16 protein-coding genes and 1 pseudogene are annotated in these 18,023 nt (G+C 68.9%); 1 reads left to right on the forward strand and 16 read right to left on the reverse strand.

The window, feature by feature from the left end; all coding sequences use genetic code 11:
• Nucleotides 1–37: 37 nt before the first annotated feature.
• The 10 genes from pnp to rimP all read right to left on the reverse strand — a co-directional run bounded on the left by pnp (nt 38) and on the right by rimP (nt 10,474).
• Nucleotides 38–2,365: a polyribonucleotide nucleotidyltransferase gene (gene pnp / locus PE061_RS02525; protein ID WP_271257651.1), complete on the reverse strand. Its 2,328-nt coding sequence runs from the start codon at nt 2,363–2,365 to the stop codon at nt 38–40.
• Between the two features lie 175 nt (nt 2,366–2,540).
• Nucleotides 2,541–2,810: a 30S ribosomal protein S15 gene (rpsO, locus tag PE061_RS02530; RefSeq protein ID WP_271257652.1), complete on the reverse strand. Its 270-nt coding sequence runs from the start codon at nt 2,808–2,810 to the stop codon at nt 2,541–2,543.
• Between the two features lie 17 nt (nt 2,811–2,827).
• Entirely contained in the window at nt 2,828–3,709 is an 882-nt protein-coding gene (gene truB / locus PE061_RS02535; RefSeq protein ID WP_271257653.1) for a tRNA pseudouridine(55) synthase TruB, read from the reverse strand.
• Between the two features lie 32 nt (nt 3,710–3,741).
• Nucleotides 3,742–4,152, reverse strand: a complete 411-nt coding sequence (locus PE061_RS02540; protein ID WP_271257654.1) for a DUF6491 family protein — start codon at nt 4,150–4,152, stop codon at nt 3,742–3,744.
• 60 nt (nt 4,153–4,212) lie between these two features.
• Nucleotides 4,213–4,800 carry a thymidine kinase gene (locus tag PE061_RS02545; protein WP_271257655.1) on the reverse strand — a complete coding sequence of 196 codons (588 nt, stop codon included), beginning with the start codon at nt 4,798–4,800 and terminating at the stop codon, nt 4,213–4,215.
• Entirely contained in the window at nt 4,800–5,186 is a 387-nt protein-coding gene (gene rbfA / locus PE061_RS02550; protein ID WP_271257656.1) for a 30S ribosome-binding factor RbfA, read from the reverse strand. Before rbfA ends, PE061_RS02545 begins: the two co-directional genes overlap by 1 nt.
• A 20-nt stretch (nt 5,187–5,206) precedes the next feature.
• Nucleotides 5,207–7,732, reverse strand: coding sequence for a translation initiation factor IF-2 (gene infB, locus PE061_RS02555; RefSeq protein WP_271257657.1), 2,526 nt, complete (start codon nt 7,730–7,732; stop codon nt 5,207–5,209).
• A gap of 9 nt (nt 7,733–7,741) precedes the next feature.
• Nucleotides 7,742–8,395, reverse strand: coding sequence for a DUF448 domain-containing protein (locus PE061_RS02560; protein WP_271257658.1), 654 nt, complete (start codon nt 8,393–8,395; stop codon nt 7,742–7,744).
• Nucleotides 8,382–9,941: a transcription termination factor NusA gene (gene nusA / locus PE061_RS02565; protein WP_271257659.1), complete on the reverse strand. Its 1,560-nt coding sequence runs from the start codon at nt 9,939–9,941 to the stop codon at nt 8,382–8,384. Before nusA ends, PE061_RS02560 begins: the two co-directional genes overlap by 14 nt.
• Nucleotides 9,941–10,474, reverse strand: a complete 534-nt coding sequence (rimP, locus tag PE061_RS02570; RefSeq protein ID WP_271257660.1) for a ribosome maturation protein RimP — start codon at nt 10,472–10,474, stop codon at nt 9,941–9,943. The genes nusA and rimP overlap by 1 nt, the downstream gene beginning before the upstream one ends.
• A 214-nt stretch (nt 10,475–10,688) precedes the next feature.
• Here rimP and PE061_RS02575 point away from each other — a divergent pair, with 214 nt between their 5' ends.
• Nucleotides 10,689–11,837, forward strand: coding sequence for a PQQ-dependent sugar dehydrogenase (locus tag PE061_RS02575; RefSeq protein WP_271257661.1), 1,149 nt, complete (start codon nt 10,689–10,691; stop codon nt 11,835–11,837).
• A gap of 21 nt (nt 11,838–11,858) precedes the next feature.
• On the opposite strand, the pseudogene PE061_RS02580 reads toward PE061_RS02575, so the two are convergent.
• The 6 genes and pseudogenes from PE061_RS02580 to rpe form a co-directional block, all read right to left on the reverse strand.
• Nucleotides 11,859–12,641, reverse strand: a pseudogene (locus PE061_RS02580) (enoyl-CoA hydratase); the annotation flags it as partial.
• A gap of 89 nt (nt 12,642–12,730) precedes the next feature.
• Complete coding sequence (gene trmB, locus PE061_RS02585) at nt 12,731–13,411, reverse strand: tRNA (guanine(46)-N(7))-methyltransferase TrmB (RefSeq protein ID WP_271257662.1); 681 nt, start codon at nt 13,409–13,411, stop codon at nt 12,731–12,733.
• 14 nt (nt 13,412–13,425) lie between these two features.
• Nucleotides 13,426–13,851, reverse strand: coding sequence for a hypothetical protein (locus PE061_RS02590; protein WP_271259113.1), 426 nt, complete (start codon nt 13,849–13,851; stop codon nt 13,426–13,428).
• 137 nt (nt 13,852–13,988) lie between these two features.
• The gene (purH, locus tag PE061_RS02595) at nt 13,989–15,581 is read right to left on the reverse strand and encodes a bifunctional phosphoribosylaminoimidazolecarboxamide formyltransferase/IMP cyclohydrolase (RefSeq protein WP_271257663.1); all 1,593 of its coding nucleotides are present in this window, start codon (nt 15,579–15,581) and stop codon (nt 13,989–13,991) included.
• Nucleotides 15,582–15,598: 17 nt separating this feature from the next.
• Complete coding sequence (locus PE061_RS02600; RefSeq protein WP_271257664.1) at nt 15,599–17,335, reverse strand: heparinase II/III family protein; 1,737 nt, start codon at nt 17,333–17,335, stop codon at nt 15,599–15,601.
• Nucleotides 17,332–18,003 (reverse strand): ribulose-phosphate 3-epimerase, encoded by a 672-nt coding sequence (gene rpe / locus PE061_RS02605; protein WP_271257665.1) that lies wholly within the window; start codon nt 18,001–18,003, stop codon nt 17,332–17,334. Before rpe ends, PE061_RS02600 begins: the two co-directional genes overlap by 4 nt.
• Nucleotides 18,004–18,023: the final 20 nt, after the last annotated feature.

Raw genomic sequence — 18,023 nt, forward strand, 5'->3', positions numbered from 1 at the left:
GGGGGAGCCGCCCTTGGCGACTCCCCGGATGCCACGCTCAGTCGCGGTCGCCGGCGATGAAGTCCGGAAGGCCGCCTTCGGCCTCGCCCGACTCCTCGCGGCGGGGGCGGTCGCCGCCACCCTCGCCGCGATCCCGGCGGGGGCCGCGGTCACGGTCACGGTCACGGCCACCGCGTCCACGATCACCGCCACGGTCACGGTCGCGTCCGCCGCGATCCCGGTCGTTGCGCTCGCCGCGCGGACGCTCCTCGCGCGGGGGACGCGTATCCGGCAGCTCCTCGCCCGTCTCCTGGTTGACGAGGCGCATCGACAGGCGGACCTTGCCGCGGTCGTCGACGCCCAGCACCTTCACCTTCACCTCCTGGCCTTCGGTCAGCACGTCGGAAACCTTGGCGACGCGCTCGTCCTTGATCTCGGAGATGTGGACGAGGCCGTCCTTGGCGCCCATGAAGTTCACGAACGCGCCGAAGTCGACCATCGACACGACCTTGCCGGCGTAGATCTTGCCCACTTCCGGCTCGGCGACGATGCCGATGATCCAGTTCCTCGCGGCCTCGATCTTGGCGAGGTCAGACGAGGCGATCTTGATGGTGCCGTCGTCCTCGATGTCCACCTTGGCGCCGGTTTCCGCGACGATCTCGCGGATCACCTTGCCGCCGGTGCCGATCACTTCGCGGATCTTGTCCTTCGGGATCGTCATCGTCTCGATGCGCGGCGCGTGCGCCGACATCTCGGTGCGCGTGCCGTCGAGCGCCTTGTTCATCTCGCCGAGGATGTGCGCGCGCCCGGCCTTCGCCTGATTGAGCGCGACGCGCATGATCTCTTCGGTGATGCCGGCGACCTTGATGTCCATCTGCAGCGAGGTGATGCCGAGCTCGGTGCCCGCCACCTTGAAGTCCATGTCGCCGAGATGATCCTCGTCGCCGAGGATGTCGGAGATCACCGCGAAGTCCTTGCCTTCGAGGATGAGGCCCATGGCGATGCCCGAAACCGGGCGCTTCAGCGGCACGCCGGCGTCCATCAGGGCGAGGCTGCCGCCGCACACCGTCGCCATCGAGGACGAGCCGTTCGACTCGGTGATGTCGGCGATGACGCGCATCGTGTACGGGAACTCTTCCTTGGCCGGCAGCACCGGACGCAGCGCGCGCCACGCCAGCTTGCCGTGGCCGACTTCGCGGCGGCCCGGCGCGCCGAAGCGGCCGACTTCGCCGACCGAGTACGGCGGGAAGTTATAGTGCAGCAGGAAGTTCTCGTGGCTGATGCCGTAGATGGCGTCGATCATCTGCTCGTCGTCGGCGGTGCCGAGCGTCGTCGTCACGATCGCCTGCGTCTCGCCGCGCGTGAACAGCGCGGAGCCGTGCGTGCGCGGCAGCACCTGCACTTCGGCCATGATCGGGCGCACGTCTTCCTTGCCGCGGCCGTCGATGCGGCGGCCGTCCTTCAGGATCGCGCCGCGAACGATGTCGGCTTCCAGCTTCTTCACGAGCTTGCCGAGCTTCAGCTTCTCGGCGGGCTCGGCGTCGGCGAACGAAGCCTTCGCCTTCTCGCGCGCCGCGTCGAGCGCGGCGACGCGCGCCTGCTTCACGGTCAGCTTGTAGGCGGCCTCGATGTCCTTGCCGACGAGCTTCTTGAGTGCGGCCTTCTTGGCGTCGGCACCGTCGTCGAGCTTCAGCTCCCACGGGTCCTTGGCGGCCTTCTCGGCGAGGCGGATGATCGCGTCGATGACCTTCTTGCCGTTCTCGTGAACGAACATCACGGCGCCGAGCATGACTTCCTCGGAAAGCTCGTGCGCTTCCGATTCCACCATCAGCACGGCGTCCGACGTGCCGGCGGCGACGAGGTCGAGCTTGGACCCCTCGATGTTGCGGCTGGGGTTCAGCACGTACTCGCCGTCGACATAGCCGACGCGGCCGCCCGCGATCGGGCCCATGAAGGGCACGCCCGACAGCGTCAGCGCGGCCGAGGCGGCGATGAGCGCCAGCACGTCCGGCTCGTTCTCGCCGTCGTAGCTCAGCACCTGCGCGATGACGTTGATCTCGTTGTAGAAGCCTTCCGGGAACAGCGGGCGGATCGGGCGGTCGATGAGGCGGCTGGTAAGCGTCTCGTGCTCGGTGGGGCGGCCTTCGCGCTTGAAGAACCCGCCCGGGATACGGCCCGCGGCCGAGAATTTTTCCTGGTAGTGCACGGTCAGCGGGAAGAAATCCTGGCCTTCCTTCACCGACTTCGCAGCCGTCACGGCGCAGAGCACCACGGTTTCGCCGAGCGTCGCGAGCACCGCGCCGTCGGCCTGACGGGCAATGCGGCCCGTTTCCAGGGTCAGCGTCTTGCCGCCCCACTGCGTTTCAACCTTGTGGATATTGAACATCTGTTTTCCGTTTCCTTCGCGGCCGGTCAAAAACGGGCCCTATGCCCGCCCGGCCTCCATCATCCGTCCCCGCGCCTATCGCGGCGGACGGTTTGCGCACGTCGGCAGGCATTTTCGCGCCCGCCGTACCTTCAATGCGAAACGGGCGCCGTGCGCGGCGCCCGAGACGAACCTTTTACTTGCGAAGCCCGAGCTTCCCGATGAGGTCGGTATACCGCCCCTCGTCCTTCCGCTTCAGGTAATCGAGCAGCGTGCGCCGCTTGTTCACCAGCATCAGAAGGCCGCGCCGCGAATGGTTGTCCTTGGCGTGGCTCTTGAAGTGCTCGGTGAGGTTGGCGATGCGCTCCGAAAGGATCGCGACCTGAACTTCGGGGCTGCCGGTGTCGCCTTCGGCGCGGGCATGTTCCTTGATCAGCGCTTCCTTGCGCTCGGCTGTAATCGACATCGTGGACTCCTTGTCGTCTAGAGGTTGAAGCCCCGCTCCACACGGACCGTCCCCGCTTCAACGCGGGCGAGCGCGACGGGCACTTCGTCCAGCATCGCGACCACGAGTCCGTCCGGTTCGGGACGTCCGGCGAGCGTCTGGCCCGATTTGAGCCGGGCCGCTTCGCCGGGGTCGACCGCCAGAGCCGGGATGTCGTCCAGCCCTGCGGTCAGCGGCAACAGTGCCGCCATAAGCCGCCGCTCCATAGCGAGTTCGCCGAGTTTGTCCAGCGATATCGCGCTTTCGAGGCCGAACGGCCCCGCCTTCGTGCGCCGCAGCATGACCACGTGCCCCACCGTGCCCAGCGCCTCCGCGATGTCGCGCGCGAGGCTGCGGACGTAGGTGCCCTTGGAGCAGGAGACCGAGAACGTCGCCGTCTCGCCGTCCGTCTCCAGAAGCCGCAGGGCGTGTATGATCACCGCGCGCGGCGGCAGCACGACGGTCTCGCCGGCCCGCGCCCGCGCATAGGCCCGCTCGCCGTCCACCTTCAGCGCCGAATAGGCAGGCGGGCGCTGCTCTATGGCGCCGGTGAAGCGCGGCAGCACCGCTTCGATCGCCGCGCGGGACGGGCGGATGTCCGAAGTTGTCACCACCGCGCCCTCGGCATCGTCGGTCTCAGTCGCAATGCCGAAGCGCACGGTAAATTCGTATACTTTGTCCCCGTTCAGCATCCGCCCCGTCAGCTTGGTCGCCTCGCCGAGCGCGATCGGCAGCACGCCCGTCGCCAGCGGATCGAGCGTGCCGCCGTGGCCGACCTTCGGCCTCGGCAGGCCCGCCTGCCGCCACAGCCGCTTCACGGCGGCGACGCCCTGCGCCGAGGTCAGGCCCAGCGGCTTGTCGAGGATGATCCAGCCATGCACGCGGGCGGCTTTAACGCCGCGCGCCGCGGCTGTCAGTCTTCTTTGCCGTCCTCGGCCTTTTCGGCTTTCACCTTTTTGCCGGGGTCTTCCGCGGTCACGAGGCTTTTCAACTGGCAGGTGCGCCCGTCGACGAGGATCTGCCCGAACCTGTCGAGCGTCCCCGTGCCCTTGGTGATGAAGCCGATCCTGTTCGCGAAGTTGAGGCCGGTGCACGGGCCCAGCGTCTCGGCATAGTACCAGCGCCCGGTCTGCCCCTCGATGTAAAGGGCCTTGTCGCTTTCGGCGCGGAAGTTGCGGATGCCGGTCGTGTCGGCGAACGGTATGCGCGCCTCTTCGCCCAGTTTTGCCGGGGGCTTCGCCTGCGGCTCGGCCGCCATCGCCGGAACGGCGGCAAGGAGCGCGGCGATCACGCCTGCTCCGACAGCATGGAACATCGTCTTCATGCCCTGTCTCCTTCGCGCCCTTATCCTCCCCGCCGGGTGAACGACGACTGAGCGGCAAGGTCAGTCCCCGTTCAGGGCCAGACGCTCCAGAAAATGCTTGCGGCACAGGGCGACGTACCGGTCGTTGCCGCCGATATCGGTCTGCGCGCCTTCATGCACCGGCTTCCCGGCTGCATCGACGCGCAGGTTCATCGTCGCCTTGCGACCGCACGCGCACACGGATTTCAACTCGACGAGCTTGTCGGCGATCGCGAGCAGCCGCGCGCTCCCCTCGAACAGCTCGCCCCGGAAATCGGTGCGAAGCCCGTAGGCGAGCACGGGAACGCCGAGCCGGTCGCAGACCGCCGCAAGCTGGTCGACCTGCTTCCGGCTGAGGAACTGCGCCTCGTCGACAAGCACGCAGTGGATCGGCGCCTGCCCGTGTTCCGCCGAAACGATGGCATCGAGGTCGGTATCGCCCGAAAAGGGGATGGCTTCGGCCTCAAGCCCGATCCGCGAATTGATGCGCCCGTGCCCGGCACGGTCATCCACCGCCGCCGTGAACAGCAGCGTCCGCATCCCGCGCTCGGCGTAGTTGAAGCTCGATTGCAGTAGCGTCGTCGATTTCCCCGCGTTCATGGACGCGAAGTAGAAATACAGCTTCGCCATCAGTCCTCGAGGTCGCGCGCCACCTTCGGGTCGCGCAGCAGCGCGTCGATGCGGCTCGCTTCCTCGTAGCTCTCGTCGAGCCGGAACTTGAGCTCGGGCGTGTATTTCGTGGTCATCGACCGCGCGACCTCGCCGCGCAGGAACTTCGCGTTGCGCCGCAGCGCCGCGAGTACCTCGTCATCGTCGCCGCCGAGCGCCTTCACGAACGCCGTGGCGATGCGGAGGTCCGGCGAGACGCGCACCTCGCTCACCGAGACGATATGCGATTCGAGCACGGGATCGCGCACCTCGCCGCGGCCGAGCACACCCGCGAGCACGTGGCGCACCTGCTCGCCGATCCTGAGCAGCCGGACCGATTTGCCCTCGGGGGTCTGCGTCTGCCGCATAGGCGCCCGCGCGAAACGCCCTAGAGCGTCCGCTCGCGCTCCTCGACCTCGAACGTCTCGAGATAGTCGCCGGGCTTGATGTCCGTGGTGTTCTCCAGCGTGACGCCGCATTCGAGACCGGCGCGCACTTCGGCGACGTCGTCCTTGAAGCGGCGCAGCGAGGCGACGGCGCCGTTGTAGATGATGACGTCGTCGCGCAGCACACGCACCTTGAGCGCCTTGCGGATGACGCCTTCCAGAACGAGGAGACCGGCGGCCTTGCCGTGCTTGCCGGCCTGGAACACTTCCCGGATCTCGGCGCGGCCAACGACGTTCTCGATCTTCTCCGGGCCGAGCTGGCCGGCCATCGCCGCCTTCACGTCGTCCACGAGGTCGTAGATCACGTCGTAGTATTTGAGCGCGACGCCGCGCTGCTCGGCGATCTCGCGCGCCTTGGCGTTGGCGCGCACGCCGAAGCCGATGATCGGCGCGTTCGACGCACTCGCGAGCGTCACGTCCGATTCGGTGATGCCGCCGACGCCCGAATGCAGCACGCGCGCCCTGATCTCGTCGGTGGAGATCTTGTTCACCGCCGCGACGATCGCCTCGACCGAACCCTGTACGTCGCCCTTGATGATGAGCGGGAACTCGAGCGCCTGCTTCTCCTTGAGCGCCGAGAACATCGTCTCGAGGTTCGCGGGCGCCTGCGTGGTGCGCTTGCGCTGGAGCACGGAGGCGCGATAGGCCGCGATCTCGCGGGCGCGCGCCTCGTTCTCGACGACGGCGAACGCATCGCCCGCCATCGGCGTGCCGGAGAGGCCGAGCACCTCGACGGGCTTCGACGGGCCCGCCTCCTTCACCTGCGCGCCGCGATCGTCGACGAGCGCACGCACCTTGCCCCACTCGGCGCCGACGACGAAGATGTCGCCCACGCGCACGGTGCCGCGGCTGACGAGCACGGTCGCAACCGGACCGCGGCCCTTGTCGAGCTTCGCCTCGATCACCGTGCCCTCGGCCGGGCGGTTCGGGTTCGCCTTCAGCTCCAGAAGCTCGGCTTGCAGCAGGATCGCGTCGAGCAGCTTGTCGAGGTTCGTCTTCTTGAGCGCGGAGACCTCCACGTCCTGCACGTCGCCGCCCATGTCCTCGACGACGATCTCGTGCTGGAGCAGCTCCTCGCGCACCTTCTGCGGCTTCGCGCCCGGCTTGTCGCACTTGTTGATGGCGACGATCATCGGAACGCCCGCCGCCTTGGTGTGGTTGATCGCCTCGATCGACTGCGGCTTCAGGCCATCGTCGGCGGCGACCACCAGCACGACGAGATCGGTGACGTTCGCGCCGCGGCCGCGCATCTCGGTGAACGCCTCGTGGCCGGGCGTGTCGAGGAAGGTGACGAGATCGCCGGTGGCGACCTTCACCTGATAGGCGCCGATGTGCTGCGTGATGCCGCCGGCCTCGCCGGTGGCGACATCGGTGCCGCGCAGCGCGTCGAGCAGCGAGGTCTTGCCGTGGTCGACGTGGCCCATGATGGTGACGACCGGCGGGCGCGGCAGGAGGTCGGCGGGGTTGTCCGCCTCGCCCTCGAGGCCGAGTTCGACGTCGGATTCGCTGACGCGCTTGATGTTGTGGCCGAACTCGGTGACGAGCAGCTCGGCCGTGTCCTGGTCGATGGTGGTGTTGATCGTCGCCATCGAGCCCATCTTGAACAGCGCCTTCACGAGGTCGGCGCCCTTCTCGGCCATGCGGTTCGCAAGCTCCTGCACGGTGATCGCCTCGGGGACAACCACGTCGCGCACCTGCTTCGCCTGGTTGGCGCCGCCGATGTGGGCACGGCGTTCCTTCTCGCGCGCGCGGCGGAGCGCGGCGAGGCTGCGGGCGCGGCCGTCCTCGTCGCCTTCCAGCGCGCGGGTGACGGTGAGCTTGCCGGAACGGCGATGGTCGTCGCCGCGTCCGCGCGCGGGCTTCGGCGCTTCCTTGCGCACGGGCGCGGGCGCGCCGCGGCGCACGCCGCGGCCGTTGTCGTCGTCGGCGGCGGGCGCGGCCTCGCGCTTCGCCGCCGGGGCGGGCGCGGCCGAAGCCGCGGCTTCCGGCGCAGGTGCGGCCGCCGGTTCGGGCGCAGGCGGCGCGGCTTCGCGCGCCTCTTCCTCGCGGCGCTTCTCCTCGGCACGGCGGCGCTCGGCGTCGAGCGCCTCGGCACGCGCGGCCTCCTCGCGGCGGCGCTGGTCCTCCAGCGTCTTCAGGCGTGCCTCTTCGGCCTCGCGCAGCAGCTGCGCCTGACGCTCCTGACGCGACATCAGGTCGTTGGGCGCGGCGGCGGGACGCGGCTTCGGCGCCTCGACGGGCTTCGGCGACGCGGCGACGGGCGCCGGGGCTTCCGGCGCGGTCTCTACGACCGGCGTTTCCTCGGGCGCGCCATCGGGCCGTCCGAGCACGCGCCGACGCTTCACCTCGACGACGACGGACTTGGTCCGGCCGTGGCTGAAGCTCTGCTTGACCTTGCCGACGTCGACCGTGCGCTTGATTCCAAGCGGTGCACGCGCGCCCAGCTTCGGTTTGTTATCGTCGCTCATTCGTACCCTTTACAACTCAAGTCCAGCGGGCGGTTCGCCGCCCTCAATTCCGATTCCGTCATGCAGGCCGAGATACGCGCGCCAACGGCCGACCGCAGACTCGACGCGAAGCGCCGCCTGCCGGTCGCGAAGCGCGGCGTGTACCACATTGGCCTGCCCGAGCGCCAAGGACAATTCGTCCCGGCCCGTCGGCAAGGCGATTGCTTTGGCCTTTCCGCCCGCCGAATGCAACCGCTGCGCCAGCTTGCGCACCCCGTCCGGGGCCGCGTCGGCCGCGTGCAGCACGAGCGCCGCCTCGCCGCTATCCACCGCCGCAGCGATACGGTCGCTGCCGAGCAGCAGGTTGCCTGCGCGAAGCTCCAGCCCCAGCCGGTCGAGCGCCGCGCGCTTCAGCCCGGCCTCGATCCGGTCCGCCATGCCTTCCGGCACGCGCCGCACATCGCCCTTGAAGGCGCGTTGCAGCGCACCCTTCAGCTTGCCCTTGGCTTCGGCCTCCGCGACGAGCGCGCGGTCCGGCTTCACCCACGCGCCGCGGCCCGGCGCGCGCGCGCCGATGTCCGGCAGGACCTCGCCGTCGGGGGAAAGGGCAAGACGCACCAGCGCGTCCCGCCCCTCACGCTCACCGCTTATTATGCAGCGACGTTCGGGCTCATGCTTCGGCATCCGCGGGTGCGTCCTCCCCGGATGCGTCTTCGCCCTCGAACCAGTGGGCGCGCGCCGCCATGATGATGCGGTTGCCTTCGTCCTCGCCGAGACCGTACTCCTTGAGCACGCCCTCGCGCTTGGAGACGAGTTCGTCGGTCGCGAGATCGCCGAGATCGTCGAGCGTCTTGATACCGGCCTTGCCGAGCGTGACGAGCATCTTCTCGGAGAGCCCGTCGATGGCAGCGAGATCGTCGGACACGCCGAGCGCACGGCGCTCTTCGCGGGCGGCGGCCTCGCGGCGCTCCAGCGCCTCGGTGGCGCGGTTCTGAAGCTCGCCCGCGAGGTCCTCGTCGAAGCCCTCGATGGCCGCGAGCTCCTCGGTCTCGACGTAGGCGACCTCCTCGAGCGCGGTGAAGCCCTCGGCGACGAGCAGCTGCGCCAGCGTCTCGTCGACATCCAGTTCGTTCATGAACAGCTCGGAGCGCTCGACGAATTCCTTCTGGCGGCGTTCGCTCTCGTCGGCCTCGGTCATGATGTCGATCTGGTGGCCGGTGAGCTGGCTGGCGAGACGCACGTTCTGGCCGCGGCGGCCGATGGCGAGCGAAAGCTGGTCGTCGGGCACCACCACCTCGATGCGCTGCTCTTCCTCGTCGATCACGACCTTCGCCACCTCGGCGGGCTGCAGCGCGTTCACCACGAAGGTCGCGATGTCGGGCGACCACGGGATGATGTCGATCTTCTCGCCCTGAAGCTCCTGCACCACCGCCTGCACGCGGCTGCCCTTCATGCCGACGCAGGCGCCGACCGGGTCGATCGACGAATCGCGGCTGATGACGCCGATCTTGGCGCGGCTGCCGGGATCGCGCGCGACCGCCTTGATCTCGATGATGCCGTCGTAGATTTCCGGCACCTCCTGCGCGAACAGCTTCTTCATGTATTCGCCCGCCGCGCGCGACAGGAATATCTGCGGACCACGGTTCTCGCGGCGCACGTCCTTGATCAGGCACCGGACGCGGTCGTTGACGCGCAGGATCTCGCGCGGGATCTGCTGGTCGCGGCGGATGACGCCCTCGGCGCGGCCGAGATCGACGACGACGTGCCCGAACTCGACGCGCTTCACGACGCCGGTCGTCACCTCGTTCACGCGGTCCTTGAATTCCTCGTACTGGCGCTCGCGCTCGGCATCGCGCACCTTCTGCACGATCACCTGCTTCGCCGCCTGCGCGGCGATGCGGCCGAACTCGATCGGCGGCAGCGGATCGACGACGAAATCGCCGATGGCGGCGCCCTTGTCGCGCTTCTGCGCATCGACGAGGCTGATCTGCTTGAAATAATCCTCGGGCGCCTCGACCACTTCGAGCACGCGCCACAAACGCATCTCGCCGGACTGCGGGTCGATCTTGGCGCGGATGTCGTTCTCGGCGCCGTAGCGTGCCCGCGCGGCGCGCTGGATGGCCTCTTCCATCGCCTCGATCACGATCACGCGATCAATCGACTTCTCGCGCGCAACGGCATCGGCAATCGCCAGCAGCTCGGCCTTGTTGGCGGAAATCGCGGTGGCCATCAGTTGTCTTCCTCTTCCTCGTCTAACTCGTCTGCGCCCTCGCTGGAGAGCGGCTTCGTTGCCTTGATGAGTTCGTCCGTCAGCACCAGCTTGGCGCTGGCGATGCCTGCAAACGGCAGCGCAGCCTCGCCGAGTCCCTCGACCGCGATGCGCACCATAGCATCATCGAGGCCGAGAATGTGCCCCTGAAACCGCTTCCGCCCCTCGACCGGTTCGGCGAGCTGGATCTTCGCGACATAGCCGGCCCAGTCGGCGAAATCCCGAAGGCGGGTCAGCGGCCGGTCGATGCCGGGCGAACTCACCTCGAGGTTGTACTCGTCCGGAATCGGGTCGGCCTCGTCGAGCACGTCCGACACGCGGCGGCTGAGCGATGCGCACTGGTCGATGGTGAGCTGCCGCGTCGCGGGGTCTTCCGCCATCACCTGCAATGTCAGCCCGCCCGGACCGTTCATCAGCGCGACGCGCACGAGATCGAAGCCCATCGCGGTTGCGATCGGCTCCAACAGTGCCTCGAGCGCCTTCGTGTCCGTCAAGCTCCAGCCTCCCTTGCGGATACGACCCTTCGGCGCCGGTCCCGAACCTTGGAACCGACCTCCGCTTGGACTACCCATGTGGAGAATGCCGCCCATATAGGCACAAAACCGCCGTCCCGCAAGAGCAGGCGCGGAGGTGTCATCATGGGCATTTGTCAGCAGCCGAACATCAGGTTAGCCTTCACCCATCCCCGCACGATGGAGACATTGCCTCATGATCCGCACCTTCACCGCGCTCGCCCTCGTTTCCGCCGTCAGCCTCGCCGCCTGCGGCGCGAACGGCAACACGAACCGGGACACCGAGGCCGCCGCACCGACCGCAAAGACGGGCAAGCCCTTCACCGCCGCCGAGATGGGCAAGTTCGAGGAGCCGTGGGCGCTCGCCTTCCTCCCCGACGGCCGCATCCTCGTCACCGAGAAGAAGGGCGCGCTGAAGCTCGTCCGGCTCGGCGGCGACACGCGGGACGTCGCGGGCGTGCCCAAGGTCGACTACGGCGGCCAGGGCGGTCTCGGCGATGTCGCGCTCCATCCCGACTTCGCGAACAACGGCTACATCTACCTGAGCTACGCGGAGGCCGGCGACGGCGACACGCGCGGCGCGGCGGTGGCGCGCGGCAAGCTGGTGCTGGACGGCGGCGCGCCCCGCATCGAGGCACTGCAGGTGATCTGGCGGCAGGAGCCCAAGGTCGCCGGACGGGGCCACTACGGCCACCGCATCGCCTTCGGGCCGGACGGCATGATGTACGTGTCGAGCGGCGAGCGGCAGAAGTTCGACCCCGCGCAAGACCTGAACGCCAACCTCGGCAAGATCGTCCGCCTCTCCGACACGGGCATGATCCCGTCGGACAATCCCTTCTACGATCAGGGCCGCGTGAAGGCGCAGGTCTGGGCCTACGGCATCCGCAATCCGCTCGGCATCGACTTCGACGACGAGGGCCGCCTGTGGGAGATGGAGATGGGTCCGGCGGGCGGCGACGAGCTGAACCTCATCCGCAAGGGCGTGAACTACGGCTATCCGAAAGTCTCGAACGGCGATCACTATGACGGAACGCCCATTCCCGACCATGCGCCGGGCGACGGGTTCGAGCCGCCGAAGCTGTTCTGGAACCCGTCGATCTCGCCCTCCAGCCTGCTCGTCTACAAGGGCGACCTGTTCCCGGAGTGGAAGGGCGACGCCTTCATCGGCGCGCTTTCAGGCGAGGCGCTGATCCGTGTCGATCTCGACGGCGAGACCGCGACCAAGGCCGACCAGTGGCCGATGGAAGCCCGCATCCGCGCCGTGGAGCAAGGCCCGGACGGCGCGATCTGGCTGCTGGAGGACGGCGAGAACGGCCGCCTCCTCAAACTGACGCCCGCGTACTGAGCGTCGAGAATCGGTCCAGACCGGATCGCGCTTCCCGATGAAGGCGCCGATGCCCTCGCAGGCGTCGGCCGCCATCATGTTCTCGGTCATCACCGTGGCCGCATAGGTATAGGCCTCGGCGAGCGGCATCTCGCACTGCGCGTAGAAGGCGCGCTTGCCGACGCCGACCGTGAGCTGCGAGCGCGCGGCGATCTGGCGGCCAAGCGCCATCGTCTCGGCCGTGAGCGATTCGTCCGGGACCACGCGGTTGATGAGGCCGATCTCGGCGGCACGCACCGCGTCGATGAGGTCGCCGGTCAGCAGCATCTCCATCGCGTGCTTGGGCACGACGCTGCGCGTCAGCGCCACCATCGGCGTCGAGCAGAACAGGCCGATGCGCACGCCCGGCGTCGCGAAGCGCGCCGACTCCCCCGCCACGGCGAGATCGCAGCTCGCGACGAGCTGGCACCCGGCCGCGGTCGCAACGCCCGAGACCTCGGCGATCACCGGGCAGCGATGATTGACGACCTGCTGCATGAGCTGGCTGCACGCCTCGAACAGCCGAATGAACGCGGCGCGGCCGCCGTCATCCGCAGCGCGCGCGGCATCCATTTCCTTGAGGTCGTGCCCGGCGGAGAACACATGCCCGGCCGCCGCGATCACGATGACGCGAACCGACCGGTCCGCATCGGCGGCGCGGAGCGCGGCGCGCAGTGCCTCGATCATGGCGAAGGACAGGCTGTTGCGGCTTTGGGGCGCATTCAGGGTGAGGCGACAGACACCACCTTCCAGTATGGAGATTACCGGGGTTTCATTTGTAGACATGTCGCGCGTCCCTCGACTTCGCCCGGGATGAAATAGATTTTTACTCTACGTCCGTCATCCCGGGCGAAGTCGAGGGACGCACCACCATCCTACCGCCGCCGATACCGGAAATACCAGATCGGCCGGCCCTCGCCCGCCGCCCATTCGCCGTAGCGCGTCGGCGGCCAGTCGTCGGGTCGCTTCTCCCAGTCGGACGGACGCTCGGCGAGCCATTCGAAATCAGCCCGCCGCGTCATCTGCATCACCGACCAGCGCATGTAGACGGGATGGTCGGTGGCGAGCCGGAACTCGCTGCCCGGCTTCAGCTTCGCGGCGATGCGGTCGAGCGGCCCCGGATTGACGAAGCGCCGCTTGGCGTGCCGCGCCTTCGGCCACGGGTCGGGATGCAGCAGGTACACGCGCTCCAGCGACGCGTCCGGCAGGCGTTCGAGGACACCCAGCGCATCGCCGTCATGAACGCGGACATTCCTGAGGCCGTCGTCCTCGATGTGGCCGAGGAGCCCCGTCACGCCGTTCAGGAACGGCTCGCAGCCGATGAACCCCGTCCCCGGCCGCGCCTTGGCGTGCGCGACCAGATGCTCGCCCTTGCCGAAGCCGATCTCCAGCTCCAGCGGCCGCGCATCGCCGAACAGGCGCACGCTGTCCAGCGGCCCGTCCTTCGGCACGGCCACCGCGGGCAGCAATTCCTCGACAAGCCGCTGCGCCCGATTGCGCAGCGCGAAGGCCTGTCGCCGCCCGTAGAGGCGGCGGATGGTGGTCGGATCGGACATCGAAACTCGTCGGATCAGTTGGGAGGACGGCAGGCCTTGCCCGCATACTGGTGGCGGTGCAACCGGTATTCCTTGCCGTTCCAGCGTTCGACCGGGAAGCAGAAGCCGGGGCCGCCGATCTCGATGTCGGGCCAGCCGCCCGCGCCCTTCGTGGCGAGCGTGTTCGGAATGCCGGGCCCACCGGTGATCAGTTTCCAGCCGCCCGCCGCCTGCTTGCTGACGATCGCGTAGCCGGTGCCGGTGTTGCCGAAGCAATAGCTGCTGCCCTCGGTGATGATGGCTTCCGGCTGGCCGTCGCCGTTCAGGTCGCGCACCGTTTCGATCGCGCCGGGCGTGTACGACATCGTGCCGGGATCGCCGCAGCCTTCCCAGCGGTTTCCCTTCTTCGCGAATCCCGCCGCCTTGAACGCCGCTGCCGTATCGGCCGGCGACAGCTTCATGTCCGCCGCCGTCGCGGTGGATACCGAAAACGCAAACACACAAACGCCGAGACAGAGAACACGCATGGCTTCCTCCCTCGCCCTGTTGCGAAGCGCGGAGCCTACGCCTTTCAAAGCGAAAGCGGAACGATTCGTCCCTAGTGCCGGAAGTGGCGCATCCCGGTGAACGCCATCGCGAGGCCCTTTTCGTTCGCCGCCGCGATCACTTCGTCGTCGCGGATCGAGCCGCCGGGCTGGATCACCGCGGTCGCGCCCGCATCCGCCGCGGCAAGAAGCCCGTCCGCGAACGGGAAGAACGCGTCGGACGCCACCGCCGAGCCGACCGTCTTCGGCTGCGCCCAGCCCGCTGCTTCCGCCGCATCGCGCGCCTTCCACGCGGCGATGCGCGCCGAATCGAGGCGGCTCATCTGCCCGGCGCCGATGCCCGCGGTCGCGCCGTCCTTCGCGTAGACGATGGCGTTCGACTTCACGTGCTTCGCGACGCGCCATGCGAACAGCATGTCGGCGAGTTCCTGCGGGCTCGGCTGACGCTGCGTGACGATCTTGAGATCATCGACGCCGAGCGCGCCGTTGTCCCGCGATTGCAGCAGGTAGCCGCCCGCGATGGTCTTGAGCGAGAGACCCCCGCGCGCCGGGTCCGGCAGCGCGGTGAGCAGCAGGCGCAGGTTCTTCTTCTTCGCGAAGATGGCAAGCGCGGCCTCGTCCGCATCGGGCGCCACGACGACCTCGGTGAAGATGCCGGTGATCGCCTCCGCCGCCGCCGCGTCGAGCGGACGGTTCACGGCGATGATGCCGCCGAACGCCGAGACGGGATCGCACGCGAGCGCCGCCGCATAGGCATCGGCAAGGCTCGCGCCCGTCGCGACGCCGCACGGGTTCGCGTGCTTGATGATGGCGACCGCAGGCTCCGCGTCCCTGAACTCGGCGATGAGTTCGAGCGCGCCGTCGGCGTCGTTCAGATTGTTGTAGCTGAGTTCCTTGCCCTGCACCTGCCGGGCCTGCCCGATGCCCTTCGCGTGCGGTCCGCGCGGCGCATAGAACGCCGCCGTCTGGTGCGGGTTCTCGCCGTAGCGGAGTTCATCGCCGCACGTCATCGCGACCGTCAGCGTATCGGGGAACGGCACGCCCTGATCGCCGAATGCGAACCACGACGAGATCGCGCTGTCGTAAGCCGCCGTCGCCGCGAACGCCTTCGCCGCGAGCCGCTTGCGAAGCGCAAGATCGGTCGCGCCGTCGTTCGCGGCGAGCGCCGCGATGAATTCCGCATAGTCGACGGGATCGGTGAGGATCGCGACGTAGCCGTGGTTCTTCGCCGCCGAGCGCACCATCGACGGCCCGCCGATGTCGATGTTCTCGATGATCTCGTCACGCGCGGCGCCCTTCGCCACGGTCGCCTCGAACGGGTAGAGGTTCACCACCACCACGTCGATGGCTGCGATGTCGTGGTCGCGCATCGCGGCGGCGTGCTCGGGGTGATCGCGCAGCGCCAGAAGCCCGCCGTGCACCTTCGGGTGCAGCGTCTTCACGCGCCCGTCCATCATCTCGGGAAAGCCCGTGTGCTCCGACACGTCCTTCACGGCGAGCCCCGCGTCGCGCAGCGCCTTCGCCGTGCCGCCGGTGGAAAGCAGCTCCACCCCGCGTCCCGCGAGCGCTTTGGCGAGATCGACCACGCCTGTCTTGTCCGAAACCGAAATCAGTGCCCGAGTGACCTTCACCGGCATCTCGCTCATCGTGACTTTCCTGCCTGTTACTTGCTGGCGCGCTTGAACGACCAGTTGACCGTCGCGCCGCCGTCTTCCGTCTCGCCGCTGATGACGACCTGCGCCACGCCGCGATGCTTGCCGCTTTCGTCGACGAAGATGCTCTCGTCAACCGTCAGGCGGCCGCCGCGCACCTTCATCTGCCACACGCGCCCCGCCGCGAGCTTCACGAGCGCGCCCTTGCCGTCCGCGGTCGGCGTCGCCTCGACGCCGGGCGCAAGGTGGAAGCGCACGTCGAAGGGCAGCGCCCTCCGCCGCCCGAGCAGCCGCGTGACGCGCGCGGGCTCCAGCGCGTCCTCGCCGCGAATGTCGCGCCCGTCGGCCGCGAGGAAGATGCGGCGGCGGTGGATCACGCCGAAGCGCTTCGCATAGCCGTCGTGCGTCGCGTCGAGCCAGCAGCCCTCCTCGCTTTCGTGGCGCGTGACGACCACCTCGCCGACGCCCTTGCCGAGCCCGCCGCCGCCGAGCAGCCGCGTCGAATTGGTGTCGTTCACGACGAGCGTCGAATGCGCGGCCGTCGTGCGCAGCAGCCCCGCGAGCGCATCCGGCAGCGGCACGCCCGCGCCCTCCGCGCCGCCGCAGTTCACGATCATGCGCGCGTCGCCGTCCGACATTTCGAGCGCGAGCGTTCCGGCGTGGGCGCCGCTGGCGGTATCCTTCGCGGGCGGCGGTCCGGCATCGACGACGATGACGGTCTTGCCCGCGTCCATGCGCTGGAAACCCGATGCCGCGCCGTTGCGCGTCGGCCGCACGTTGCCGCCGACGAGCGCGAGCGCCTTTGCGATCCGCTCCGGCGCGCAGACGTTGCCGCCGTGGATGGCGGCAAGCCGTCCGTCGCCGAGCGTCAGTCCCTTGACGCCGGAGGCGAGGCTTTCGATCGCCTCGGCCACCACCGGCGAGACGTCCATCTTCCGCGCCTCGTAGAAGGCGCGCAGCGTCAGCAGGCGTTCGAGCAGCGCAAGCGCATCGGAAGGCCGCCGGCTGGCAACGCCGCCGCCCGGCAGCAGCACGTCCTCCAGCGCCTTCCTCAAAGCGCTTTCGGCGCGCACGCTGCGCGCCGCGCCTTCGGGCAGGATCAGCCCCGCCGCGAGCAGGCCCGCGGCGGCTTCGACACGCGGCAACCCTTCCGGCATCTTGTCCTGCGCGCGGTCCACGTGCCGCGCGGCGCGGGCGAGGTGGTTGAGCACGAGGCTGCGGTAGATGGGCTCGCTGCGCGACAGGATGTAGGGCGCGTAGAGCGGCCAGAACATCAGCCGCCGCCCGGCGAGATCGGCGCGCCACGCCAGTTCGTCGTAGTCGCGGTAGCTGGCGAGCCATGCCTCGACCACCAGTTCGGCGACGATGGCGCCCTTCTTGCGGTCGCTCGCCGCGGCGAGGTCGCGCAGCCATTCGAAGCCGTGCACCCATTCGCGCCACGCGAGCGGCGCGCGCGCGGTCGCGAAGTTGAGCGTGCGGATCGCCTCGACATGCCCGCCGAAACCGAGCTTGCCCGCCGCGATCTCGCGGCCCGCGACGGCATCGCCCGCGATCGGATCGGCCGGCGTGCCGAGCAGCTTCAGCGGCGGACGTCCGCGCAGCTTGCGGTTGTGGAGCGGCGTCGCATAGCCGATGCGCGCGAGCTTTTCTGAGAGGCGCGCGCCGAGCGTCCGCGCGTCGCCGCGCCCGCGCGTCAGCCGCTGGCCCCCGTCGCGCCCGCCGCCGTCCTTGCCGCCCGCATCGCTCACGCCGCGCCGCCCCCTCTCAGCCGCGCGATGTTCGCCGCATAGGCGTCCGGCCCGCCGCGGAAGGTCGCCGTGCCCGCCACGAGCACGTCCGCGCCCGCCGCGATGGCGCGCGGCGCGGTCGCCGTGTCGATGCCGCCGTCCACCTCGAGGTCGATGGTCTTGCCGGTCGCGTCGATCAGCCGCCGGATCGCCTCGATCTTGCGGAGCTGACTGTCGATGAACGACTGCCCGCCGAAGCCGGGGTTCACGCTCATCACCAGCACGAGGTCGAGGTCCTCGATCACGTAGTCGAGCACGTCGAGCGGCGTCGCCGGATTGAGCACGACGCCCGCCTTCTTGCCGAGCGCGCGGATGGTCTGGACGGTGCGGTGCAGGTGCGGGCCCGATTCGGGGTGCACGGAAAGGATGTCCGCGCCCGCCGCCGCGAAGGCCTCGAGATACGGGTCCACCGGCGCGATCATCAGGTGCACGTCGAACGGTTTCGCCGTGTGCGGGCGCAGCGCCTTCACGACGCCCGGCCCGATGGTGATGTTGGGCACGAAATGCCCGTCCATCACGTCGACATGGATATAGTCCGCGCCCGCCGCGTCGATGCGCCGGACCTCGGCGCCGAGGTCGGCGAAATCGGCGGAGAGGATGGAGGGCGCGATACGGACGGGCTGCTGCATGTGACCGGCTTTAACATCCC

It is taken from the genome of Sphingosinicella microcystinivorans, from assembly GCF_027941835.1.
Lineage (GTDB): Bacteria > Pseudomonadota > Alphaproteobacteria > Sphingomonadales > Sphingomonadaceae > Sphingosinicella.